At 62.7% G+C, this 24,968-nt stretch carries 17 protein-coding genes; 11 read left to right on the forward strand and 6 right to left on the reverse strand.

All coding sequences use genetic code 11. From position 1 onward, the window contains the following. Window positions 1–1,431, reverse strand: coding sequence for a coniferyl aldehyde dehydrogenase (locus tag E0D86_RS08025; RefSeq protein WP_131649486.1), 1,431 nt, complete (start codon window positions 1,429–1,431; stop codon window positions 1–3). Window positions 1,432–1,560: 129 nt separating this feature from the next. Between E0D86_RS08025 and E0D86_RS08030 the strand changes: the two genes are divergently transcribed. The 7 genes from E0D86_RS08030 to E0D86_RS08060 all read left to right on the forward strand — a co-directional run bounded on the left by E0D86_RS08030 (window position 1,561) and on the right by E0D86_RS08060 (window position 13,574). Continuing rightward, window positions 1,561–2,223: a TetR/AcrR family transcriptional regulator gene (locus E0D86_RS08030; protein WP_131649487.1), complete on the forward strand. Its 663-nt coding sequence runs from the start codon at window positions 1,561–1,563 to the stop codon at window positions 2,221–2,223. Window positions 2,224–2,407: 184 nt separating this feature from the next. Further along, window positions 2,408–2,863, forward strand: coding sequence for a hypothetical protein (locus tag E0D86_RS08035; RefSeq protein ID WP_131649488.1), 456 nt, complete (start codon window positions 2,408–2,410; stop codon window positions 2,861–2,863). Continuing rightward, entirely contained in the window at window positions 2,854–3,639 is a 786-nt protein-coding gene (bcsQ, locus tag E0D86_RS08040) for a cellulose biosynthesis protein BcsQ (RefSeq protein ID WP_131649489.1), read from the forward strand. Before E0D86_RS08035 ends, bcsQ begins: the two co-directional genes overlap by 10 nt. A 15-nt stretch (window positions 3,640–3,654) precedes the next feature. Then, window positions 3,655–8,034, forward strand: coding sequence for a UDP-forming cellulose synthase catalytic subunit (bcsA, locus tag E0D86_RS08045; RefSeq protein ID WP_131649490.1), 4,380 nt, complete (start codon window positions 3,655–3,657; stop codon window positions 8,032–8,034). Further along, window positions 8,031–12,083 carry a cellulose biosynthesis protein BcsC gene (locus tag E0D86_RS08050; protein WP_131649491.1) on the forward strand — a complete coding sequence of 1,351 codons (4,053 nt, stop codon included), beginning with the start codon at window positions 8,031–8,033 and terminating at the stop codon, window positions 12,081–12,083. The genes bcsA and E0D86_RS08050 overlap by 4 nt, the downstream gene beginning before the upstream one ends. Beyond that, window positions 12,080–12,550, forward strand: coding sequence for a cellulose biosynthesis protein BcsD (gene bcsD / locus E0D86_RS08055; RefSeq protein ID WP_131649492.1), 471 nt, complete (start codon window positions 12,080–12,082; stop codon window positions 12,548–12,550). Before E0D86_RS08050 ends, bcsD begins: the two co-directional genes overlap by 4 nt. Continuing rightward, window positions 12,540–13,574 (forward strand): glycosyl hydrolase family 8, encoded by a 1,035-nt coding sequence (locus tag E0D86_RS08060; protein ID WP_131649493.1) that lies wholly within the window; start codon window positions 12,540–12,542, stop codon window positions 13,572–13,574. Before bcsD ends, E0D86_RS08060 begins: the two co-directional genes overlap by 11 nt. Before the next feature lie 26 nt (window positions 13,575–13,600). On the opposite strand, the gene E0D86_RS08065 is transcribed toward E0D86_RS08060, so the two are convergent. Genes E0D86_RS08065 through E0D86_RS08080 form a run of 4 tightly spaced genes read right to left on the reverse strand, consistent with a single transcriptional unit; the run spans window position 13,601 to window position 18,131 of the window. After that, window positions 13,601–14,620, reverse strand: a complete 1,020-nt coding sequence (locus E0D86_RS08065; protein ID WP_131649494.1) for a hydrolase — start codon at window positions 14,618–14,620, stop codon at window positions 13,601–13,603. Window positions 14,621–14,657: 37 nt separating this feature from the next. Next, window positions 14,658–15,251: a 16S rRNA (guanine(966)-N(2))-methyltransferase RsmD gene (rsmD, locus tag E0D86_RS08070; protein ID WP_131649495.1), complete on the reverse strand. Its 594-nt coding sequence runs from the start codon at window positions 15,249–15,251 to the stop codon at window positions 14,658–14,660. Further along, window positions 15,251–16,783 (reverse strand): pitrilysin family protein, encoded by a 1,533-nt coding sequence (locus E0D86_RS08075; RefSeq protein WP_131649496.1) that lies wholly within the window; start codon window positions 16,781–16,783, stop codon window positions 15,251–15,253. The genes rsmD and E0D86_RS08075 overlap by 1 nt, the downstream gene beginning before the upstream one ends. Further along, entirely contained in the window at window positions 16,776–18,131 is a 1,356-nt protein-coding gene (locus tag E0D86_RS08080) for a pitrilysin family protein (protein ID WP_131649497.1), read from the reverse strand. Before E0D86_RS08080 ends, E0D86_RS08075 begins: the two co-directional genes overlap by 8 nt. A 236-nt stretch (window positions 18,132–18,367) precedes the next feature. Here E0D86_RS08080 and ftsY point away from each other — a divergent pair, with 236 nt between their 5' ends. From ftsY to rpoH, 4 genes are all read left to right on the forward strand, one after another. Further along, complete coding sequence (gene ftsY, locus E0D86_RS08085; RefSeq protein WP_131649498.1) at window positions 18,368–19,675, forward strand: signal recognition particle-docking protein FtsY; 1,308 nt, start codon at window positions 18,368–18,370, stop codon at window positions 19,673–19,675. Then, window positions 19,672–20,343, forward strand: coding sequence for a cell division ATP-binding protein FtsE (gene ftsE, locus E0D86_RS08090; protein WP_131649499.1), 672 nt, complete (start codon window positions 19,672–19,674; stop codon window positions 20,341–20,343). The genes ftsY and ftsE overlap by 4 nt, the downstream gene beginning before the upstream one ends. Further along, window positions 20,340–21,350 (forward strand): permease-like cell division protein FtsX, encoded by a 1,011-nt coding sequence (gene ftsX / locus E0D86_RS08095; protein ID WP_131649500.1) that lies wholly within the window; start codon window positions 20,340–20,342, stop codon window positions 21,348–21,350. The genes ftsE and ftsX overlap by 4 nt, the downstream gene beginning before the upstream one ends. A 111-nt stretch (window positions 21,351–21,461) precedes the next feature. After that, entirely contained in the window at window positions 21,462–22,316 is an 855-nt protein-coding gene (gene rpoH, locus E0D86_RS08100; RefSeq protein WP_131649501.1) for an RNA polymerase sigma factor RpoH, read from the forward strand. An 83-nt stretch (window positions 22,317–22,399) separates the two neighbouring features. Here the strand turns inward: rpoH and E0D86_RS08105 are convergent, their stop codons facing one another. Next, complete coding sequence (locus E0D86_RS08105; RefSeq protein WP_131649502.1) at window positions 22,400–24,955, reverse strand: CHASE domain-containing protein; 2,556 nt, start codon at window positions 24,953–24,955, stop codon at window positions 22,400–22,402. Window positions 24,956–24,968: the final 13 nt, after the last annotated feature.

Below are 24,968 nucleotides of genomic sequence, written 5' to 3' on the forward strand. Positions count from 1 at the left end.
TCAGCGCACGAAGAGCTTGTAGATCAGTTTTTGCAGCGCTCTGCCGTACGGGGGATAAATCAGCCGCGCAGCGTTAAAGCGCTGCTTGACGAAAACGCCCTTGGCCTTGCTGAAGGTCAGAAATCCCTCGTGTCCGTGATAGTGGCCCATGCCGGACGGGCCGACGCCGCCGAACGGCAGATCGTCCTGTGCGACATGCAGCAGCGTGTCGTTGAGGCAGGCGCCGCCGGAGTGGGTATGACGCAGCACGTGGCGCTGCTCGGCCTTGTCATAGCCGAAGTAATAGAGCGCCAGCGGGCGGGGGCGGGCGTTGATGTAGGCAAGCGCCTGATCAAGGTCGTCGTAGGGCACGATGGGCAGCAAAGGGCCGAAAATCTCATCTTGCATCAGCTGCATGTCATCGCTGACGCCGAGCACCATGCAGTGCGGCATGCGTCGTTGCTGGCCTTGCTCGAACAGCGGCAGCACGCGGGCGCCCTTGGCTTGGGCATCGTCCAGATAACCCTGCAGCCGGGCGTACTGACGCGGATTGATGATGGAGGTGTAGTCAGGGTTGTCCGCCAGCTGCGGGTAAAAACGCCGTACGGCCTCTCGATAGGCATCGACGAAACCCTCGATACGCTGCCGTGGAACCAGCACGTAATCCGGGGCGACACAGGTTTGGCCAGCATTGAGCGTCTTGCCGAAGGCGATACGCTCGGCGGCGTCGGCCAGCGGTACCTCGGCCGAGACGATGGCGGGCGATTTGCCGCCCAGTTCGAGCGTGACGGGCGTCAGGTTTTCCGCGGCGGCGCGCATCACATGCCGCCCAACGCTGGTGCTACCGGTGAACAGCAGGTGGTCGAAGGGCAGCTGCGAGAAGGCGATGCCCGTATCGGCTTCGCCGAGGATCACCGCGACCTGCTCGTCGGGGAAGATCTGCGCCAGCAGCTTCTTTATTAGCCGCCCCGTCGCCGGAGTGGCTTCGCTCATCTTCACCATCACCCGATTGCCCGCCGCCAGCGCGCCGATCAGCGGACCGATGGCCAGATACAGCGGATAGTTCCAGGGCACGATGATGCCGACCACGCCGAGCGGCTGATAAACCACCCGTGCGCTGGCCGGCTGAAACGCCATGCCGACGCTGCGGCGCGAAGGCTTCATCCAGCGGCGCAGCCGGCGCTTGGCGTAACGAATGCCGTGCAGGCTGGGCATGATCTCTGCCAGCCGCGTTTCATCCGCCGAGCGGTTGCCGAAGTCCTCGCTGATGGCCTCGATCAGTGGCTGCTGATGGTGCGCGAGCAGATCGTGCAACGCTTCCAGCCACTGCAGGCGATCCTCGGCGCCAGGGCTGGGATAGGCCTGGAATGCCTTGCGTTGACGCTCGAACAGCGGCTGCAGGCGTTCGATCTCGGATTGTGTCGGGTCCAGATAGGCGACAGTGGCAGGCATGGCGACGTCCGATATGGGCAGGGTCGGAATGTTTTAGAGTTATTGCTCTAGTCTGTCAATCGAGGTGCTTGCACGCGGCGTCGGGGGTATCTTTGCGCCTCTGCTTCAAGCACGACGGATGAGCCGCAGATGCCTGCAAAACCCAATACCCGCGAACGCATCCTCGAGGCCAGCCTGGAGCTGTTCAACAGCCAGGGTGAGCGCAGCGTGACCACCAACCATATCGCCGCGCATCTCGGTATTTCGCCAGGCAACCTCTATTACCACTTCCGCAACAAGCAGATGATCATCGCCGAGCTGTTTGGCCGCTATGAGGCGGATGTCGATGGTTTTTTGCAGCTGCCGGTAGGTCGCGCGCTGACTATTGATGACAAGACCCTCTATCTCGAAGCCTTGCTCTCGGCGATGTGGGATTACCGCTTCATGCATCAGGATCTGGAACATCTGCTGGGCAGCGATGAGCAGCTGGCCGAGCGCTATCGCCTCTTCGCCAGGCGCCATCTGTTGAGTGCGCAGCGGATCTATCAGGGCTTCGTCGACGCCAGGATCCTCGCCATGACGCCGCGTCAGGTGGAGGCGCTGTCGGTCAACGCCTGGATCATCATGACGTCCTGGGTGCGCTTTCTCTGCACCGCCGACGGCGCGCCAAACCAGGCGCTGAACAGGGAGTCCCTGCGCCGAGGCATCTTTCAGCTGCTGGCACTCGAGGATGGTTACGTGACAGCAGATGCTCGATCGTCGATCGAAGCGCTCTACCGGCAGCTATACGCACCGATGTCTTCACTTGTCTGAATGCCGTCAGTCGGCAGACTTGATCATGATCACAAAAATTCATTGATAATGGCATGGCGCCACCATCAAACTAGCGTGGTGGCACGTTCTTTTCAGACTGATAGCAGTGCCGCAGCCGCAGGGCGAGATATCGCCTCGTTCGGCTACGCGTTTGTGCGCTGTCTATGGTTTGGGAGGAATGTAAATGAGCGGACGTGACACAGATATTCGACGTCTCAATGAGCTTACCGGTGGCAACGTCGAATTCCGCGAGTTTGGCGCCTCGATGGATGCGGGCTCCAGCGACTGGAGTTTGTTGAACGCCGTCTCTCGCAGCGTGGATCCAGCTAATGCCGCTCCCAGCACGGACGTGCCGGGTGCCCAGCCGCCGAACCAACCCATCCCCATCGCGCGTGAGGCTGATTGGTCCATGTTGACGTCCGTCGGCATGCCGCCGCTGCGCATGGTTGCCGAGGCGCCAATCGTCCCGGAGCCAATCGCTGAGAAATCGACCGTTACAGTGCAACGGCCAACGGCCGAAGCGAACGATGCAAAGCCAAGCTTTGGCCATCTGTTCCGTAAAACGATCATTAATCCACCGCCAGAAGCACAGCATACCGACCTGGTACAGCTATTGAAGGCTATCAGCCGATGCCATTGATCTGCATAACCTCGCCCAAAGGGGGCGTTGGTAAAACGACCCTGGCTGCTAACCTCGCCTTTGCCTTGCAGCGTCTTGGTCATCCGGTCGTCATCATCGATTTCGACGTGCAGAACGCGCTTCGTCTACATTTGGGCATTGCGCTCAACGACGACCGTGGTTATGTCGCTCATGCGCCACACCAGCCCAATTGGAGCCGGCTCAGCCTGACCACGCAGAGCGGAATTCGCGTGTTGCCTTATGGCGATTGCTCGGCGGAAGCGACGCAGCTTTTCGAACGGCATCTTCGTGAAGATCCCAATGTACTCGCGGAGGGGCTGCGTGACTTTCTGGCGGTCCCCGGTTTGATGGTGATAGCGGACACGCCTCCGGGGCCGACCGCGGCACTCGATGCGCTGGATCGCATCGCCGATTATCGGGTCGCGGTATTGCTGGCGGATTCGGGATCGATATCCCAGTTGCCGAAGATCGAGCAGGGCGACTTCTACCGTTATTCGCGAAACGACCTGAGCTCGGTTGGATATATCGTCAATCAGGTAGACAGGCGTCGGCGACTCAATCAGGACGTAACCGAGTTTCTTCGTGCGAGGCTTGGAAGCCAGGTGCTGGGCATGGTTCACCGTGACGAGGCGCTCGCCGAGGCCCTTGCTACGCAGCAAACCGTCTTTACCTTCGAGCCTGCCGCGGCGTCAGCGCACGACATCGACCAGATAGCTCGTCGTTTGGCGCAACGACTCGAGCATAGCCAGGCCCACCGTCAGGCTCACCGGAACTAAGGAAGGTTTGAATCCATGTCGCACGAAATTGGCCTGGCCAGGCAAGTCCTGGCCAACCTGGTGCTGTGCTGCTCGCTCGCCGCTCTGGGTCTGGTCGTCGTCGTTCCGATGGCGTTGGAAATGCAGGCCCTGCTGATGGTCACCACCATCGGTGCCGCACTCGTGCTGGGCAGGATGCGCAGCCGCTTGATGACGTTGGTGATGATCGTCATCTCGGTCACCGTCTCGCTGCGATACATGTACTGGCGCACGACCGAAACGCTGGTGTTCGGCAATGGGCTCGAAACCTTCCTCGGATTCGGGCTCTATCTGGCCGAGATTTACACCTTGGTCATCCTGATCCTTGGCTACATCCAGACCGCATGGCCACTGGAGCGCCGTATTGCGCCGTTGCCGGAGGATGTTTCGCTCTGGCCGACCGTCGATGTCTATATCCCGACCTACAACGAGAGCCTGAGCGTCGTTCAGGACACCGTGCTCGCCGCGCAGAACCTGGCGTACCCGCGTGACAAGCTGAGCATTTACATTCTCGACGACGGCAAACGCCCTGAATTCGGCGCATTCGCCGCAGCGGCGGGTGTCGGCTATATCGCCCGGTCCGACAATAACCATGCAAAGGCCGGCAATCTGAATCACGCCATGGCGAAGACCCACGGCGAGCTGATTTGCATCTTCGATTGCGACCACGTGGCGACGCAGATTTTTCTGCAGGCCACAGTCGGCGCATTTCTGGACGACCCGAAGCTGGCCTTGATCCAGACGCCGCACCACTTCTATTCCCCCGACCCGTTCGAGCGGAACCTTTCGGCGGGTCGCAAGGTGCCCAACGAGGGCGAGCTCTTTTACGGGCCCGTACAAAAGGGTAATGACTTCTGGAATGCCACATTCTTTTGTGGCTCCTGTGCCGTCATTCGCCGCCGAGCGCTGGAAGATACCAATGGGTTCGCGGTGGAAACCGTGACCGAAGATGCCCATACGGCGCTCAAACTCCAGCGTAAGGGCTGGAATACCGCATTTCTTGGAATACCGCTCGCAGCGGGGTTGGCGACAGAGCGTCTTGTCCTGCACGTAGGACAACGCATTCGCTGGGCGCGCGGAATGACACAGATCATGCGTCTGGACAATCCGCTGCTGGGGCGCGGGTTGTCGTTGCCGCAGCGGCTTTGCTACCTGAACGCGATGTTGCACTTTCAATTCGCCCTGCCGCGCATCGTCTTTTTGACGGCTCCGCTCGCGTATCTGCTGCTGGACCAGAACATCATCTTTTCGTCGGCTGCCGCCATTTTCGTCTATGCGTTGCCGCATCTGGCCGTCGCGATCATCACCAATACCCGTATCCAGGGTAAGCACCGTTACACCTTCTGGGGCGAGATATACGAGACGGTCCTTTGTTTTCACATTGCCTTGCCGACGCTCGTCACGCTATTCAGCCCGAAGCGCGGCAAATTCAACGTGACGGACAAAGGCGATCTGCTGGACAAGGATTACTTCGATGCGCGCATCGTGCGGCCTCATATCATCGTTGCCGCCGTTTTGTTGCTCGGGATCGCGCTCGGCTGCGTACGGTACTTCTGGCTCGCCACCATTGCGCCAAACCCCTACGTACTGGCTCTGAACATTGCCTGGGCCCTGTTCAGCCTGGTGCTGTTGTTCGCTGCCATCGCCGTTGCACACGAAAAGCGTCAGGTACGGGAAACGATTCGGATCGATATCAAGTTGCCGGTCGTGCTGCATCTGGACAACGGCCGCACGTTGCAAACGACTACCGAAGATATCTCGATGGGCGGAATGCGCCTGGCATTGCCGACGGAGGAAATGCTCACCGAGGTGGTCGAGTATGCCGAAATAACTTATGGCGAACGTTCCCAGATCTTCGAAGTGAAAGTGTCCGGCGCAGAGCCCGGCATCTTGCGCCTCAACTTCCAGGCGCCTGGAATCGCTCAGCGACGCGAACTCGTTCGTATCATCATGGGCCGGGCGGATGCATGGTTGCCGCTCGAATCACCAGGCCGAGACCGGCCGCTGCGCTCGCTGTTACTGGTCGTCAGAACCGCGATTTCTCCTTTGCTCCGACGACGCAAAAAGTATGCGTCCGGTGAAAGCGCGAAACCCCTTGAACGGGCTGTATCGAATGCCGCCGCCATGGTTCTGGTGGCCGTGTTCACGGCGGCATCGGTGATAGCGCCGAACACTACGCTCGCGCAGGTTTCGCCATTGCCCGATCTTCCCGCGCCGCAGGCAGAGACCGTTGAGCTACCTGTACCGGTGTTTAGCGTACCGACCCGGGTGGAGACGCTGACGTTTGGCAAACTGGGCTTTGCCAGCGATCCCTCCATTCGTGGGATGCGCGGTGAGTTGAACGTCCCGTTTTCCGTCAGCCAGCAGGATCTGGTCACCGAAGCGCGCCTGAAGCTCACCATGAGCCACTCGGACCGGCTGCTGCCGGAAACTAGCGACCTGGAAGTCCTGCTCAACGGCGAATTGATCCAGCGCGTTGCGCTCACGCCGGATACCGCGTCCGGTCAGAGCCTCGAAGTGCCGCTCGATCCAATGATGATGCTGCCCTACAACCGCTTGATTTTTCGCCTGCGCGCCCATTATTCGGACCAGTGCGAGAATCCGTTCAACCCGGCGCTCTGGGCGACACTCAGCCGCAGTTCAGCGATCGAACTGGTCACGCAGCCGCTGCCAATGGTCAACGACCTGGCCGCGTTGCCGCAGCCGTTCTTCGACCCTGCCAGCCAGGGCATCGTCACGCTGCCGTTCATCTTCGGTGCCGAGCCAAACGCCGCCATGGCCGAAAGTGCTGCGGCGGTCGCTTCGTACTTCGGTGCGCAGGCCGGCTACCGCAGCGCGCGTTTTCCTGTCCATTACGACGAGCTGCCGACCACCAACGCCATCTTGATCGCGACCGCCGGTGCACTGCCCGATGGGATCGAATTGCCAGTGATCGAAGGTCCGACGCTGGCGGTGATCGACAACCCCCGCCAGCCTCTGTCCAAGTTGTTGCTCGTGCTGGGGCGCGATGCCAACGAGCTGAAAGTCGCCGTCGACGTGCTGACGTTGCAGAGCCAGGGCCTGACCGGCGATCGCGCGCGGGTACAGGCTCGTCCGGTTGCACCCAGAGTGCCGTTCGACGCGCCCGCCTGGTTGCGCACGGATGAGCCTGTGCCGCTGGCGCAGCTGACGGAGGAGGGCGCGCTGACCAGTACCAGCCTCATGCCTGGGCAGATGACCATCGACTTCCGCGCGGCGCCCGATACCTTCGTCTGGCGCAACGGCAATATCCCGCTGCGCCTGCATTACCGCTTCCCGGAGGGCGAGTGGTTCGATGCCTCGAAGTCGCGCCTCGACATCGCCCTGAACGACAACTACCTGACCTCGCTGCCGGTGCTCAAGCCCGGACTGTTCGAAAAGGCCAAACAGCGGCTTGGCTATCCCTCGCGGCTGGAAGAAATCGTGGTGCCGATTCCCGCCTATCTGATCTACGGGCAGAACCGGCTCGACTTCTATTTCAACCTGGATTACGGCGACACCTCGGAGTGCGGTAGCAGCCTGCCGGACGCTGCCTATTCGGCCATCGAGGGCGACTCGACGATCGATCTTTCCAAGACCTACCACTTCGCGCAGCTGCCCAACCTCTCCTTTTTCGTCGGCGCGGGTTTTCCGTTCACGCGCATGGCCGACCTGTCAGAGACCCTGGCGATCCTGCCGAAATCGCCTGCGGAGTCCGAGTTGCAAGCCTTGCTGGAACTGGCCGGCCGCTTTGGCAATGCCAGCGGCTATCCCGCGCGCGGCTTGCGCGTGCAGCTCGGCAGTCAGCTGAGCGACACGATGAAGGGAAAGGATCTGCTGGTGGTCGGCCAGATCGGCGCGCGGCTCGAAGTCGATCCGCTGCTGGCGAAGTCGGCGTTTCGCCGCGAAGACGCGCATTTGCGGGTGCGGGAGCAGAGTCCGCTGGAGCGCGCGATCACCTTGGCCAAGGGCGATTGGGGGCGGGAAACCGATGCCGCCGACCGGACGCTCTCCGGCTATCAGAATTTTCAGGGGCTGCTAAGCGCTGCATCCCCCGTGGATGACACGCGGATCATGGTCATGCTGCTGGCGAGTCGTCAGGAGTGGCTGCCGGATGCGGTGCAGCGGCTCGAGAATGCCCAGCTGAACACTGACATTCGGGGTGACCTCGCCGTGTTCGAAAGCAACAATCGGGTGATGAGCTATCGAGTCGGCCAGCAACTTACCTACGGCACGCTTCCCCTCAACAAATACGCGCGCTGGCTCTTCAGTGAGCGCCCCTTCTTGTTGATGTTCATGCTGCTGATCGCCGCTGCCGTGGCGGCCGCCTGTCTTTATCCTCTGCTGCGTGCCCGTGCGGCTCGCCGGGAGCAATCATGATGAGTCGGTTCCGGCCATGTCCGCTGTCCCTTGCCATCTTCTGCAGCTTGTTGCCGGTGCTGGGCTGGTCCCAGACCGCGCCAGCGCCGAACGATGGCTTTTCCGTGCTGATGCAGCAGGCCGATCTCTGGCACGAACGTAATCGACTGGAAATGGCGCGTCAGGTGCTGGATCGCGCGCTGCTGGTGCGTCCGAATGCCGAAGAAGCGCTGTATCGCATGGCGCTCTACGCGCAGGACAAGCAGGCGCGGGAGCAATGGATCGAGCGCCTCCGAGCTGCCAGCCCCGATAGTCATTATTTGGCCAGCCTGAACAGCGCCGACCGCCGCGCACAGATAGACGACCGGGCACTCGCTGCGGTGCGCCAATTGGCAAGCCGTGGCCGTACTCAGGAAGCGATCAAAGGTTATCGCGCGCTGCTGAACGGCGGCATTCCGTCGCCGGATCTTGCTTCGGAGTACTACCAGACTCTCGCCGGCGATGCGGCATCCTGGAAGGAAGGCGTGGAGGGCCTGAAACTCCTGGCCGAAGATCAGCCCACCGATGCCGGCGTGCAACTCGCCTACGCCCGGGCACTGACTTATCGCGAAGAGACTCGCCGTCAAGGCATCGAGCGGCTCGCCGAGCTTGCGCCGGCTTCCGCATCGGCGAGCGGCGCCTGGCGTCAGGCGCTGCTCTGGCTCTCCCCGACCGAAGCGGACCGCGCGCGCTACGAGCAGTACATGGCGGCTAATCCGCAGGATCAGGAGATTGGCCAACAGTACGAAGCGGCCATGGCGCGGGCCCAGACGGCCAAGCAGGGCCAGGAACGGGGTGCGGGTTTCACTGCGTTGAGCAAGGGCGAGACAGGCACCGCGCTGGCGAACTTCAGGGCAGCGATCAGCAAGAACCCTAAGGACGCCGACGCGTGGGGCGGGCTTGGCGTCGTGCAGCTGCGCAATCAGCAGTACGCGCAGGCCGCTGCCAGCCTGAGCAAGGCCATCAAGCTGGCGCCCAAGAAAAAGCAGCAATGGGCCGCGGCCCTGCGCGATGCGAATTTCTATAGCCGACTGGCCGATGCACGCAAAGCACGCGATACAGGTGACATCGCAGGGGCCGAAAAGCAGGTCCGGCAACTGAAACCAGGCACGGCGGATCAACGCAGGACGGCGAATCTGCTTTTGGGCGAGTTGCTCTTGCGCGATGAACGGCCGGCCGAGGCCGAGGCCGTCTATCGGCAGAATCTGCAGGCTTCGCCGAACGATTCCGCGAGCCAGCTCGGCTTGTACAACAGCCTCCTGGGCCAACGGAATATTCAAGGCGCTGCGCAACTTCTGCGTAGCACGCCTGCACTGGCCAAGCAGAGTCTGGTTTCGGTTGAGCGAATAGAGGCCCAGGCGCTGCGCGAACGCGGCGAATCGCTGGAAAAAAACGGCGATGTCGACGGCGCGGCTCAACTCTACGCCGAGGCGCTTGCGATGGCGCCAGCCGATCCCTGGGTTCGGCTGGCCTATGCGCGTTTGCTGAACGTACAGGGCGAAGCCGAACAGGCGGAGCGGATGATGGCGCCACTCGGCCAGCGACCCGACGCCGAATCGCGCCATGCGGCGGCGCTGCTGGCAAGCGAGCAGTCGCGCTGGGACGAGGCGTCCGAATTGCTCGCGCAGGTTCCGCCTGCGCAGCAGACCCTGGAAATGCGCGAGCTGCAGCAGCGCGTGGCGGTCAACGAACGCATCGCAACCGCACGCCAGCGGGCAACGACCGGGAACCCGGTCGTTGCCCGCCAGGCGCTGCGTGAGCTGTACGACAATGCACCAAAGGATCTGGCGGCCCGAGGACGGATTGCCGAGGCTCTGGCCGATCTCGGCGAGCCGGGACTGGCGTTGAGTCTGGTGCGTGACGATTTGTCCGACACCGTCGACGGGCCGGTGCAAGGCTATCTGGGCCATCTCGCCGTGCTGGGCAAGACCGGTCAGAGCGCCGAGGCCGATGTGCTGATGAGGAGGCTCGCCCAGCGCGGCGAACTTACCGCGCAGGACCAGGCCAGCATCGATCAGCTGCGCGATGGGCTGGCCATTACCCAAGCCGATAATCAGCGTCTGCAAGGCGACTTCGCGGGCGCCTACGACACCCTGATGGCGCGCATCAACGTCTCGCCGGCTAACGACGAGCTGCTGCTGGCGATGGGGCGGTTGTACAACGACGGCAAGATGTATCCGGCAGCGGCGAGCGTGTACAACCACGTCCTGCAGCGCCAGCCGAACCATGCGGAGGCCATCGAAGGCGGCGTCAATGCGGCGCTTGGCAACAAGCAGCCCGACCGCGCCCATGCGTTGCTCGCGTCCGCCACTGGCATGGACGAACCGCGCCGGCTGTTCCTGCGTGCGCGTGTTGCCCAGGCTAAGGGGCAGCATCAGCAAGCGCGCATCCTGCTGGAAAACGCTCAGCGGCAGCAACAACGGCGGTTGGCGGGGCAGGGTTCGCTGCTGCTGGCTCAGGGCGCCCGGCCATTCGTCCAGACCAATCCCTTCCGCAAGGCCAGCGACCCTTCAGCCTATTCGGTGGCGGCGGTCGACAGCTCGCTGCCCGCTTATCTGCAGCGCCAGCCGTTCGCCGGTGCCGCCACGCAATCGGCGCCGGTGGGCGACCCGCTGCTACGCGATATCGGCAGAGCCCTCACGGAAGTGAGCGAGCAGACCGCATCGTTCGTTTCCGTCGGTGGCCAGCTGCGTGCCCGCGATGGCGAGGCAGGCCTGAGCAAACTCACCGAATTCTCGGCACCGATGACGCTTTCCACCGTGCCGCTGGAGTCGGGGCGACTGGAAGTGACGGCGACGCCGGTGAGCCTCAGTGCGGGTACGGCCAGCGATTCGGCGGCAACCCGCTTTGGCAGTCATGCTATCCCGGCGGGTCTCGTCAACGGCTCGGCCAGTGCCTTCCGCTTGGCTGTCGAAACGGATTACCAGACACGGCTGCAAGTACGCACCCAACAGGTGTTCCAGAGCGAAAACCGAGCGCTCACCGCTCAGGAGCGTGCCGAGCTGCTGTCCACCAGCCGCGAGGAGATGGCATCAGGCATTCAACAGGGGTTGATCGCCGAAGGCTTGTCAATCGAGGACGCCACGGCAGTTCGCAACAATCTGCTTGCGAACACGCCGGAAAAGCTGCTGGACAGCTATAAACCCGGCTCGCAGAACGAGGCTGGCGTCGCCCTCAATCTCGCCTACAAGGGAGATCTGATCAGCGCAGACATCGGCACCACGCCGTTGGGCTTCAGCCAGACCAATATCGTCGGTGGGATCAAGGTATCGCCGAAGTTGGGCCAGAATGGCCGGCTGGACATTGACGTCCATCGCCGCGCGGTCACCGACAGCCTGCTGTCCTATGCGGGCTCGAAGGACCCGCTGACCGGCAAGGAATGGGGGGCCGTAACGCGCACCGGCGCCGGCATACAGTACAGCTACGATAACGGCAGCGCGGGGTTCTATGTCGGCGGCAAGGCCGATCGTTACGCCGGGAAAAACGTCGTCGACAACACCGGCCTGGGTTTCAGTAGCGGTATCTACGTCCGGCCGATTCAGGAACAGGATCGCCAGCTGCAAGTCGGGGTTGGTCTGGACTGGATGAGCTTCGACAAGAACCTTGGTTTTTATACCTCGGGTCATGGCGGTTATTTCAGTCCGGAAAACTACGTGGGCGTCTCGCTGCCGGTGCAGTGGACGCAGTCGTTCGGCAAGCGCTGGGACATGCAGGTTGGTGGCGCGCTGGGTTACCAGTCCTACAGTCAGGACAGCGCCGATTATTTCCCCAACGACTCCGAAATGCAGGGCGCGCTGGAGGCAGTGCAGGCGGTGGTCAGCGAGTATGTCACCGACAACAGCGTCCAGGTACAGAGCCGATACAGCGGGCAAAGCGAGAGCGGTATGGCGGTCAACCTGCGCGGCAAACTCGAATACAAGCTCGGCGATCAGACCAAGGTTGGCGGTGCGCTGGGCTATGACAGTTTCGGTGAGTACAAAGAGACCACCGGCTCGATCTACATCAAACACAACCTGGAGAAACTGCCTTGACCTCGGCTAACCCAATCGAAACACGCAGCCTGGCGTACCTGGCCAAGCAGCGCGGCAGTGCCCAGGGCCTTCCCATGCTGCAGGCGCTGGTCGGAGAAATGTTCGATTCGGCGGGCGAGCACGATGGTTGTGCGTTCATGCGCCATGTAGGTCGCCGTATGGCCAACGAGCTTGGAACGCCGAGCGCGAGCACGCTCGAAGCACTCGAAGAGGCTATCAACAACCAATGGCTCGGCATGGACTGGGGCTGGGTAACCCTGACCACCGATGGAAGAAGCCTGACGCTGACCCACGGCGCCTATCCCGGTGCGGGCGGCGGCTCCAGCCAATGGCAAGCAGCGATGGCGGCGTTGCTGGAAGGCTTGTATGAGGCCTGGCTGGTGGTGCTCGGTGAAGGTGCGCCGTTGAGGGTCAGCTGTACGGAACAGGTCGAAATGGCGTTGGTGTTCCGCTGCCATGGCGCCTAGAAGCTGGATTGTGGTCCTGTTGCTTGGCATCAGCCTGTGTAGCTCCCTGGCTTATGGCGCGCCAGAAAAGCTCTGCCCGGCGGACTGGGATCAGTACCGCCAACGCTTCATGGCTTCCGACGGGCGCATTCAGGATACCGGTAACGGCAATATCAGCCACTCCGAAGGCCAAGGCTGGGGCATGTTGTTTGCCGTTGCCGCAGGCGACCGGGAAGCTTTCGACAGGCTCTGGCGCTGGACCGATACGACGCTTCGCCGCCAGGACGTTGCGCTTTTTTCGTGGCGTTACGATCCGGCCGGGGCGCCGCCGATTGCGGATCTCAACGACGCGAGCGATGGCGATGTGCTGATCGCCTGGGCGTTGCTGCGCGCTGGCCAGCGCTGGGGGGATGCCGAGCTACTGCTGAAGTCAGGTGAAATCCGTGATGCGATTACCCAGCGATTGGTCAGGCGCATTCAGGGTTACACCACGCTATTGGCCGGAATCGAGGGGTTCGATCAGCCGGCTGGAACGGTCATCAACCTTTCCTATCTGGTCATCCCGGCGTTCGTCGAATTCGACCGCGTCGACCATCAAGGGCCTTGGAAAGACTTGTTGAGCGATGCGCCGCGCCTGCTCAAGCTGGCGCGGTTCGGAAAGTACGACCTGCCGCCGGATTGGCTGCTATTGCCGGATCGCGGCCGTCCGTATCCAGCCGGTGGTTGGCCTGAGCGTTTCAGTTTCGATGCGGTGCGAATCCCGCTGTACTACCGCTGGGGCGGCGTCGATGCGAAGGAACCCGACCTGCTCAAGCCGTTCGACCGCTTCTGGCGCAGCGAAGGCAAACAGCGGCCACCGGCATGGATAAACCTTGACGATGGGTCGGTTGCGCCGTATCCGATATCCACGGGCGTGGCAGCCATTCATGCTTATCTGACAGGCGCGCCCGCGCCTGCATCTCCGGTAGGCACGGAAGACTACTATTCGGCTTCCCTGTATCTGCTTGCGCAGCTTGCCGGCGGCGGTTGTAAGACTGACAACTAACGGATGGGGCGTCCCCTGTCAGTTGATCAACAGCCGGACAGCCATCCCGGTATCCGCCGCTCCAGGTAGTAGCGCGGCCTGGTCGGCGAGCCTTCGACGAAGCCGACGTGGCCGCCGCTGCGGTGCAGCTCCAGCGTGGTGGTGGCCGAGAGTTCGGCCGGCTCGGGCACGCTGTGACGGAACACGAAGGGGTCGTCCTCGGCCTGGATCAGCAGGGTCGGGATGCTGATGTCGGGTAAAAAGTAGCGGCTCGAAGCGCGCCGGTAGTAGTCGCTGGCATCGCTATAGCCGTGCAACGGCGCAGTGAAGCGGCCGTCGAAATCCCAGAAGGTGCGCATGCCTCGCAACGAGCCGAGGCGTTGGAGTGTCGATAGATGTTCGGCGTTGCCTAGGCTGGTAAAAAGGCGCTGTTTGTCCTTCACATACGCCACCATCTCACGCATGAAATGCGCCTGGTACACGCGCGAAAAGCCGATGCCGATGCGGTCGGCGCACTGGTCCAGCCGGAACGGCACCGAAACCGCCACGGCTTTGTGCAGCGGCGTCGTGCTTCCGGTTTCGCCGAGATACTTGAGCAGCACATTACCGCCCAATGAATAGCCGACCGCATGGAGCGGCGCCAGTGGCCGTATGGCCTGCAGATGGGCGACGACTTCGGTCAGGTCGTCGCTGGCGCCGGAGTGATAGGCGCGCGGCAGCAGGTTCGGTTCGCCGGAACAGCCGCGCCAGTTGACGGCGACGCTGGCCCAGTTCCGCTCGGCCAGTTGCCGTTGCAGGCCCAGCACATAGTGCGAGTTGGACGAGCCGGTCAGGCCGTGCAGGATCAGCACCAGAGGCGCCGTCGGATCGTGCGGGCCATGCCAGTCGAGGTCGATGAAGTCGCCATCGGCCAACCACAGGCGCTCGCGCTGGCGGGATAGTTTGGTGGCGCGACGGCAACAGGGGTTCCATAGCGTTTGCAGATGACCGCCCGGCAGCCACCGGGCCGGCGTAAAGGTTTCGTCGCTGGCGGTACAGCAGCGGGTGTGCGGGTGCGTGGTGGTCATGCTCGGGTGCGACAGGTGGAGATAACGATCAGCCAGTTCAGGCGTTGCGCTCCCATAGCGCGTAATGCACCGTGCCGGCCTTCTTTTCCCGGTGCAGCCGCCAGTTGCCGGGCAGGCCGAGGCTCGATGGCACGGCTTCGCTTTCGGTATAGACCCAGGCGTGGTCGGCTAGCCAACCTTTGTTTTCCAGCAGCTCGCACGTCGGTTGCAGCAGGTTCTTGTTGAACGGCGGGTCGAGGAACACCAGGTCGAAGGGCGTTGGCGACTGGGTTTCCAGATAGCGCAAGGCATCGCTCTGCAGCAACTGGCCCTGGCCACACTTGAGCGTATCCAGATGCTTGCGCAGGCTGGCGATGGCGTTGGCATTCACGTCCAGCGCCAGCGCCATGCTGGCGCCGCGCGACAAGGCTTCGAGATAGAGCGCGCCGCTGCCGGTGAACGGATCGAGCACGCGGGCACCGGACATATAAGGCGCGAGCCAGTTGAACAGCGTTTCGCGCACCCGATCCGGCGTCGGGCGCAGGCCTTCGGCGTCGGGAAAACCGAAGCGCCGGCTGCGCCATTCGCCGCCGATGATGCGCAGCTGGCCCTGGCCGCCATGGGCGGACGGGCGAATGGGTGGGTTGGCCATCAATGCTCCGGAACGCTGCTGGGTTGCTCGAGGGGCTTGTCGCTAGGTGGCGGCAATGGTTTCTGCTCCACCTCCGGGCCCGCCGTGACGATGACGAAACCGTCCGCGTCGAGGTGTTCGTTCATCGCTGTTCTGACCTCTTCGACCGACAGCGCCTGGACCTGTTGCATGAAGTCTTCGAGATAGGTCAGCGGCAGGTCGTAGAAGCCAATGCTGCCCAGCTGGCCAACGATGTCGGCGTTGCTGGCGGTAGACAACGGAAAGCTGCCGGCGATCTCGCGCTTGCTGCGCTCCAGCTCGGCTTGGGTCGGGCCATCTTCGAGGAACTGCGCGACCAGTCGCTGCACCAGCTGCAGCGTGCCATCGGCCAGTTCGGCGCGGGTCTGCAGGTTGATCATGAAAGGGCCGTTGGTCTGCATGGGACTGAAGCCCGAATAGACGCCGTAGGTCAGGCCGCGCTTTTCACGTACTTCTTCCATCAGCCGGGTACCGAAGCCGCCGCCGCCAAGAATCTGGTTGCCCAGATAGAGCGCAGCGTAGTCCGGATGGCCACGTGGGATGCCGAGTTGCGCCAGCAGCAGGTGGGTCTGGTTGGACGGAAAGTCGATGTGCTCGTGCGTGGCTGCGGGCTGCTGCGGCGTGGGCGGTGGCGGCAACGCGGCGCCTTGGGGCAGGGCGGCAGACACCTGCGCGGCGATCGCCTCGGCCTCTTCGCGGCTGAGGTCGCCGACCAGCGCGATCACCACATTGCCGGCGGTGTAGGCCCTGGCGTGGAAGTCGCGCAGCTGCGGGGTGTCGATGCCGGGAATGGATTCAGGCGTGCCTTCGCTGGGGTGTGCGTAGGGATGGTCTTGGTACAGCTGCTCGAACAGCTCCAGACTGGCCAGCTTGCCGGGGTTCTGCTTCTGGAACTCGAAGCCGGTCAGGATCTGGTTCTTGATGCGTTGCAGCGCATCCTCTGGGAAGGTCGGCTGGCCGACCACCTGGCTGAACAGTTCCAGCGCTGGTTGGCGTTTGCCCGCTGCACTCAGGCTGCGCAGGCTGGCGATCGCCATGTCACGGTAGGAGCCGTTGCCGAAGTCGGCGCCCAGATCCTCGAAGCCTTCGGCAATGGCGGTGACATCCTTGCCCTTGATGCCTTCGTTGAGCATGGCGTTGGTCAACATCGCCAGGCCGGGTGTGGCGCCGTCCTGGCTGCTGCCGGCGGCGAAGGTCAGGCGCAGGTCGAACATCGGTAGCTGACGGGCTTCGACGAACAGCACCTTGGCGCCGCCTTCGGTCTGCCAGCTCTGGATATCCAACTCGCGACGGGGCAAGGGCTGGTCGCCCAGTTCGGCAAGCGACTCCAGGCGGGTTTCGTCCTGCTCGGCCTTGGCGATGGCCTGGCCGGATTCGGCGGGTGTCGCGACGTTCTTCGCCGGGGGGATGACCGCAGCGGTATCGCCGGTTTCGCTGCCGCAGGCGGCCAGCCCCAGGGTGCCGAGCAGGACCAGGCCGAGCAGGCCGCGACGCAATAGGGTGCGATCACTCATCGCGGGTCTCCTTGGGCAGAACATGGGCGACGCTCAGGCGCGAGCGGGTGAAATAGGTGCGGGCGGCATGCTGGATATCTTCCGGCGTCACCGCCTCCAAGGCGCTGAGCTCCTCGTCCATCAGGCGCCAGGACAGGCCCACGGTCTCCAGCATGCCGATGGTAGTGGCCTGCTGGGTGATGGAGTCGCGCTCGTAGACCAGGCCGGCAATGACCTGGGCGCGGACTCGCTCGAGCTCTTCTGTCGTGGGGGCGGTCTGCTTGAGCTGTTCGAGCTGCTGCCAGAGGCCCGCCTCCACCTCTTCGAGGGTGCGGCCCTTTTGCACGTTGGGCGCGGCGCTGAGCACGAACAGGCTGTCGCCGCGAGCGTGTGCGTTGTACCAGGCCGAGGCGCTGCTCACCAGTTCCTCGCCGCGCTCCAGCTGCCTCGGCAGGCGGGCACTGTAACCGCCATCGAGCAGTGCGGTGATCAGGCGTAGCGCATGGATCTGCCGCGGGTTATCTGTTTCGGTCGCCAGGCTGGCCGTGTTGAAAGCCATCATCAGGCTCGGCACCTGGGTGTTGAGGTGCAGGGTCAGGCGGCGTTCGCCGGGTTCGTCCAGTTCCAGCGGACGCTTGGCGCTGGGGATGGGGCGCTTCTCGATCGGGCCGAAATAACGCTCGGCCAGCGTGCGCACCTCATCAGCCGTCACGTCGCCGACCACCACCAGGGTGGCGTTATTGGGGGCGTACCAGGCCTCGTACCAGGCGCGCAGTTCCTCTACGGTCATGCGTTCGAGGTCGTCCATCCAGCCGATGGTCGGCGTGTGGTAGCCGCTGGCGGGGTAGGCCATGGCCTTGAAGCGCTCGTAGGCGAGCGAGCTGGGCTTGTCGTCGGTGCGCAGCCGGCGTTCTTCCTTGATTACCTCGATCTCGCGAGCGAATTCGTCGGCCGGCAGCTTGAGGCTGGCCAGGCGGTCGGCCTCAAGCTCGAAGGCCACCGCCAGGCGATCGCGTGCCAGCACCTGGTAATAGGCGGTGTAGTCGTCGCTGGTAAAGGCGTTTTCCTCGGCGCCGAGCTCGCGCAGGATGCGTGACGCCTCGCCAGCGCCGAGCTTGCGGCTGCCCTTGAACATCATGTGTTCCAGCGCGTGGGAAAGGCCGGTCTGCCCGGGTGACTCGTAGCTGGAGCCGACCTTGTACCAGAGCTGGGACACCACCACGGGGGCGCGGTGATCCTCGCGGACGATCACTTTGAGACCGTTATCTAGAAAGAATTCATGGGTTGGCTGAGCGTCGGCTGCGGTGACCAGCGGCAAGTACAGAGCGGCAAGTAGCAGAGCGGCGGCGCGTCGTAGCATCGGAGACATAGTGAAAGACTCGTTCAGGAATGAATCCCGCCGGGTGGCGCTGGCAGGCGAGAACACGCGGGGCATGGTACTGGGGCGTCGTGGTCGGGGCAAAGTGTCAGGGGATTCGAACTGCGTCGTGATGTTCCAGGTCCGATGGCCACGCTTAGCGCAGTCGGTTGCGCGGTGCTAGGATAGCCCCCGTCTGGCCGGTGGCGTGGCCGCCGGCGTTTCGCCCTCTTGAGAAAATCTTCTCCATGTTTGGTTCCAACGACGATAAGAAGGCGCCGGCCGAGGCCGGCGAGAAGAAAGGCCTGTTCGGCTGGTTGCGCAAGAAGCCGCAGACCCCAGCAGCCGAACCGCCTCCATCCGAGCCGCTGGAAGACAGCCAGCCGTTCGCCGATGAACCCGATGAGCAGGCCAAAGAGCAGCAGGTCGAGGCCGAGCAGCCCGAGCCCGCAGCCGAACCGGAAATCAAGCCGGAAGTCGCGCCTCAGCCCGAACCCGAGCCGGTAGCGCAACTCGATGAATCCATGGATGTGCCGGAAGCCCCGGCGCTCGCTGAAATCGCCGTTGAGCCGGTACCGGTTCCCGTTGCGGAAGAAGTACCGGCCAAGCTGGGCTTCTTCGCCCGCCTCAAGCAGGGTCTGTCCAAGACCAGCGCCAGTATCGGCGAAGGCATGGCCAGCCTGTTCCTGGGCAAGAAGGCCATCGATGACGATCTGCTGGACGAACTGGAAACCCGCCTGCTGACCGCCGACGTCGGCGTCGAGGCCACCACGGCGATCATGCAGAACCTCTCCCGTCGCGTCTCGCGCAAGGAGCTGGCCGACAGCGGCGCGCTGTACAAGGCGTTGCAGGAAGAGCTGGCCGGCCTGCTCAAGCCGGTCGAGCAGCCGCTGCGGATCGAGCCCGGCAAGCAGCCGTTCGTGATTCTGGTGGTCGGCGTCAATGGCGTCGGCAAGACCACCACCATCGGCAAGCTGGCCAAGAAGCTGCAGCTCGAAGGCAAGAAGGTCATGCTCGCCGCTGGCGACACCTTCCGTGCCGCCGCCGTGGAGCAGCTGCAGATCTGGGGCGAGCGTAACAACATCGCGGTGATCGCCCAGCACACCGGCGCCGATTCCGCCTCGGTGATCTTCGATGCCGTGCAGGCCGCCAAGGCCCGTGGCGTCGATGTGCTGATCGCCGACACCGCCGGCCGCCTGCACACCAAGGACAACCTGATGGAGGAGCTGAAGAAGGTCCGTCGGGTCATGGGCAAGCTGGACGAGACGGCGCCGCACGAAGTGCTGCTGGTGCTCGACGCCGGCACCGGCCAGAACGCCATCAACCAGACCAAGCAGTTCAATCAGGCGGTGGAGCTCACCGGGCTGGTGCTGACCAAGCTCGACGGCACCGCCAAGGGCGGGGTGATCTTCGCGCTGGCCAAGCAGTTCGGCACGCCGATTCGCTATATCGGGGTGGGTGAGGGCATCGACGACCTGCGCGCCTTCGAGGCGGATGCCTTCGTCAGTGCGCTGTTCGCCGAGAAGGGAGCGAGCGCAGGTAATCCGCCGTCATGATCCGTTTTGACCAAGTCGGCAAGCGCTATTCCAACGGTCATGTCGGGCTGCACGAACTGTCCTTTCAGGTGCAGCGCGGCGAGTTCCTGTTCGTCACCGGCCATTCCGGCGCCGGCAAGAGCACCCTGCTGCGCCTGCTGCTGGCGATGGAACGACCCACCAGCGGCAAGCTGCTGCTGGCTGGGCAGGACCTGTCGCGCATCAGCAATGCGCAGATTCCTTTTCTGCGCCGGCAGATCGGCGTGGTGTTCCAGAACCACCAGCTGCTGTTCGACCGCACCGTGTTCGACAACGCTGCGCTGCCGCTGCAGATTCTCGGCCTAAACAAGCGCGAGATCGGCCAGAGGGTAATGACTGCGCTAGAGCGGGTCAGCCTGAAGGACAAGGCGTTGCAATATCCATCGGACCTATCCACCGGCCAGCAACAACGTGTCGGCATCGCCCGCGCCGTTGTACACCGCCCGGCGCTGCTGCTGGCTGACGAGCCCACCGGTAACCTCGACCCGCGCCTGGCGGCGGAAATCATGGGCGTGTTCGAAGATATCAACAAACTCGGCACCACCGTGTTGATCGCCAGTCACGACCTGGCGCTGATCGCCCGCATGCGCCATCGCATGCTCACCCTGCAGCGTGGCCGCCTGATCGGCGATGGGGAGGCCGCCCGATGAGCGCACCCGAGAACAATCCGAACCCGGCCGAACGCGCCGGTGGCGTGCGGAGCAAGCCCGAGCAGCCGAGAGATGACGAGCCGGATTTCAAAACGCTGTTCCACGCCTGGCTGGAAAGCCATCGCGCCAGCATGGTCGACAGCGTCGGCAGGCTGATCAAGCAACCGATTGGAAGTTTCTTCACCTGTCTGGTCATGGCCGTCGCGCTGAGCCTGCCCATGGGGCTGGCGCTGTTGCTGGACAACGTCGAGCGGCTCGGCGGGTCATGGCAGCGGGCGGCGCAGATTTCGCTGTTCATGCAACTGGACGTGGACGCGCAAGAAGGAAGCGCGTTGCGCGAAGAGATCCTGACGATGCCGGACGTGTCGGAAGCCAGCTGGATCAGCCGTGAGCAGGCGTTGGAGGAATTCCAGCAGCTTTCGGGTCTCGGCGAGGCGCTACGTGAACTACCGGAAAATCCGCTGCCCGGCGTGATTCTGGTAACGCCCAGCGAGATCGATCGCGACAATCTCGAAGCGTTGCGTCAGCGTCTGGCGGAACTGCCAGGCGTCGAGCAGGCGCAGCTGGACTTGCTCTGGGTCGAGCGCCTGACGGCCATTCTGAAGCTGGGCGACCGTTTCGTCTTCGGCCTGACGTTGCTGCTGATTGCCACTCTGCTGCTGGTGATCGGCAACACCATTCGCCTGCATATCGAAAACCGCCGCACCGAGATCGAAGTGGTCAAGCTGGTCGGCGGAACCGACGGTTACGTACGGCGCCCGTTTCTCTATATGGGGGCCTTGTACGGTTTGGGCGCCGGGCTGATCGCCTGGCTGCTGCTGGCGTACGGGCTGGGCTGGCTGAACGAGGCGGTAGTGGGATTGGCCGGCCTGTATGGCAGCGATTTCGGTCTGGCCGGGGTGCCGGTCGAAGATGGTCTATCGCTGGTGCTTGGCGCGTTGCTGCTGGGCTACATCGGGGCCTGGTTGGCGGTGGCGCGGCATTTGAGTGAACTTGCGCCACGCTGACAACTCGTTGATCTATAACGATTTTAAGTGCCTGTAAGGGAACTTTTCCATAGGCTTGCAGTCTGACCCGGCAGTGCTAAACTGCTGCAGCTTCATTATTGGAGGATCTGCATGACTACTAATCTGCAACCTGTTCAAGCCCTGGTCCCGGGAGGCAATCTCGAGGCCTACGTGCAGACGGTCAACAGCATTCCGCTGCTTACGGTCGAGCAGGAACGCGACCTGGCAGAGCGCCTGTTCTACCATCAGGATCTCGAGGCCGCACGTCAGATGGTGCTTGCCCACCTGCGATTCGTCGTTCATATCGCCCGTAGCTATTCCGGCTATGGGCTGGCCCAGTCCGACCTGATCCAGGAAGGCAATGTCGGCCTGATGAAAGCGGTCAAGCGTTTCAACCCGGAAATGGGTGTGCGCCTGGTGTCCTTTGCGGTGCACTGGATCAAGGCCGAGATTCACGAATTCATTCTGCGCAACTGGCGCATCGTCAAGGTCGCTACCACCAAGGCGCAGCGCAAGCTGTTCTTCAATCTGCGTAGTCAGAAGAAGCGCCTGGCATGGCTGAGCAACGAGGAAGTCGAGCGGGTTGCCGATAGCCTCGGTGTCGAAGCGCGCGAAGTGCGGGAGATGGAGAGTCGCCTTACAGGTCACGACATGGCATTCGATCCGTCAGCCGATGCTGATGACGACAGTGCCTATCAGTCGCCAGCGCATTATCTCGAAGATCATCGTTACGATCCGGCGCGTCAGCTCGAGGATGCCGACTGGAGCGACAGTTCCAATTCCAGCCTGCACGAGGCGCTGGAAACCCTGGATGAGCGCAGCCGCGACATTCTGCAACAACGCTGGCTGAGCGAAGAGAAGGCCACCCTGCATGATCTGGCGGCCAAGTACAGCGTCTCTGCCGAGCGCATTCGCCAGCTGGAGAAGAACGCGATGAACAAGCTCAAGGGTTCCATTCAGGCTTGATCACATGGCTGCTCCCGAGGCGCTGCAACTGCAGCGCCTTTTTTATATCTGTCGAACCGGTACTTGCATGTCCTTGACGCGGCTCATGGGCGATGTTGCGAGCGCTCCAGGCTGTCGGTAACCGCAATCAGCAGCTGCGCCGCGCTGATGGGTTTGTGTAGCCAGGTGATGCCGGTATCTGTATCGCTCTGCTCGAACCGGCTGGCCGCCGTTATCACGATGATCGGAAGATCCTGCGTGTCGGGATTGGCGCGAACCTCGTCGATCAGCTCGCGCCCGCTCCCATCGGGCAGATGCCAGTCGAGGGTCATTGCCTCATAGCGAACACTGGCGAGTTTGCTTCGTGCTGTATGCAGACTCTGCACCCGATCAACCGCGTAACCGGCATCCCGCAGCATCAGATGCAGCAGTCGGCCGGTGTCCGGTTCGTCTTCGATTACCAGCAGACGTGGTTGGCCCTGATCCACTGTAGATGTGGTCGATTCGAGTATCGGCAATTCGCACCAGAAGGTCGTGCCGAGATCCTGTTCAGTATCGAAGCCGACCCGGCCGCCCATGCGCTCGATAAACTCTTTGGTAATGGCGAGTCCCAGGCCTGTGCCGCCTTGCTGGCGGCTGTCGGAGGCGTCCGCTTGGGCAAATTTTTCGAACACGCGGTTCTGGAAGCCCGGCGGGATGCCCGGCCCCTGATCCGTGACGTTGACACGAACCTGGCCGGTTTCGGTCAGATTGCAGTGCAGGGTTACTTCGCCGCCTTCCGGGGTGTATTTGATCGCGTTCGACAGGAAGTTCGTCAGCACCTGTTGCAGACGCAGCCCATCGACCCGGACGTTGATCTGAGGGGCATCGCGTAATACGCAGTTCACGCCGAAATGAGTGGCAAAGGCCTGGTTGCTGGCCAGGGCCTCTTCCAGCAGCCGGCACAGCGAGTGCTCGCGCATGTCGAAGGCCATTTTGCCTGCCGTGATCTTTTCCATGTCCAGCAGATCGTTGATCAGATGACCCAGGCGCAAACTGTTGCGATGAGCGATCTCGAGCATCTGCTCCATGCCCGGCGGAACGTCGCCCACGGCGCCGCCGGTCACCAGGCCCAGGGCGCCGCTGATAGAGGTCAATGGGGTGCGCAGCTCGTGGCTGACGGTCGAGACGAACTCGTCCTTCATCTGCTCGATGCGTTTGTGTTCGGTCAGGTCCATGCTGGTGCCGCTGATGCGCAGCGGCTGCCCGTTTCGGTCGCGTTGGATGTAGCCTCGGATCAGGGCCGGAACCAGCTTGCCGCTCTTGTGCTGGAAACGCAGCTCGGTCGTGAAGTGATCGACTGCCGAGAGCATGGTCTGCGCCAGCTGTTTTTTTGCCGGAAGCAGGTCGTCGGGCGCCATGACCCTTTCCCAGAGCTTCAGATCCGAATGCAGGTCACCGGGACGATATCCGAGCATGTGCCAGGCGCGTGGCGAGGCATAGAAGGTATCGGCTTCCAGATTCAGATCCCAGAGCCCGTCGTTGCTGCCTTTGAGGGCAAGGCTCAAGCGCTCTTCGCTTAGTTGAAGGGCGCGTTTGTTCTCCCGGATATGCTCGGTCATCTGCTGGGCCAGCGCCTCGGCACGGCTGCGTCTAAGCGATAGCGAGGAGGTGAGAAGGAACAGCAGCATGCTGAAGCCGAGACCGAGGCCGATCACCAACCCGTCGTTGCCATGGAAGAAGGCATCGAACTCCGGCAGGCTTTGCAGGTTCAGGGTCCAGGTTTGCCCATACAGGTCTAGCCGCAGGGTCTGGCTGTATCGTGGGGCTTCGGCACGCGGCTGATTGCGGCTGGCAAAGATGAGCTGTTCGGCCTGCTCTTGCGGACCGGCGTAGATGCGCAGGCTGATATTCGGATCGGCCACGCCGAGGATTCCGCGCATCAGGTCGTCCATCCGATAGGGGCTGTAGACGAACCCGCGCAGCGCCTGCATCCGCTGTTCCGGCGAATCGATGGGGATACCCTGACGGTACACCGGGACATACATCAGTACCCCGGCTTGCACCTCGCCATGGGTCTCCTGCCGCAGCTTGACCTTGCCGGTGAGGCGCGTCTGCCCGGTTTCGGCGGCTGTCGACATGGCTTGCCAGCGTACCGGTTCGGCAAACATGTCATAGCCGAATGCGGCGAGGTTGCGGTCAGCGAACGGCTCGAGATAAACGATGGGTGTATAAAGCGGGCGTTCGCCAGGAGGATGAATGTCGTAATCGGCGAAGCCTTCCTTGCGAACGCTCTCTATATGGGCGGTCCGCTGCTCCGGCAGCACCGCCTTGGCGAAGCCTACTCCCTGGATGCCGGGATAACGCTTGGCCAGTTGCAGATGTTCGTTATAAAGGCGCCACTGCTCGCGTGAAACATCGCCGCTGGTGTCGAACAGGGCGACGGCACCCAGCAGGATCTGCTCATGGTTGATCAGCCGCTTGCCGATGGCTTCGGTTGTTTTCTCCACCAGAAACTCGAACTGGGTGATGGCCGCGCTCGTTTCGTTGCTGCGCAGATGCTGCAGGATGACCAATTGCACGAGCAGCGTGAATACCAGAACGAGCCAGGCAACGCTGTTTCGCCAATTGAAAAATTGCCGCACCCCGTCGAGGGGCGTGCTGTATCCGGTTGCGCTCATGCTGTCGCTGCCA

Source organism: Pseudomonas sp. IC_126, from assembly GCF_004331835.1.
Lineage (GTDB): Bacteria > Pseudomonadota > Gammaproteobacteria > Pseudomonadales > Pseudomonadaceae > Stutzerimonas.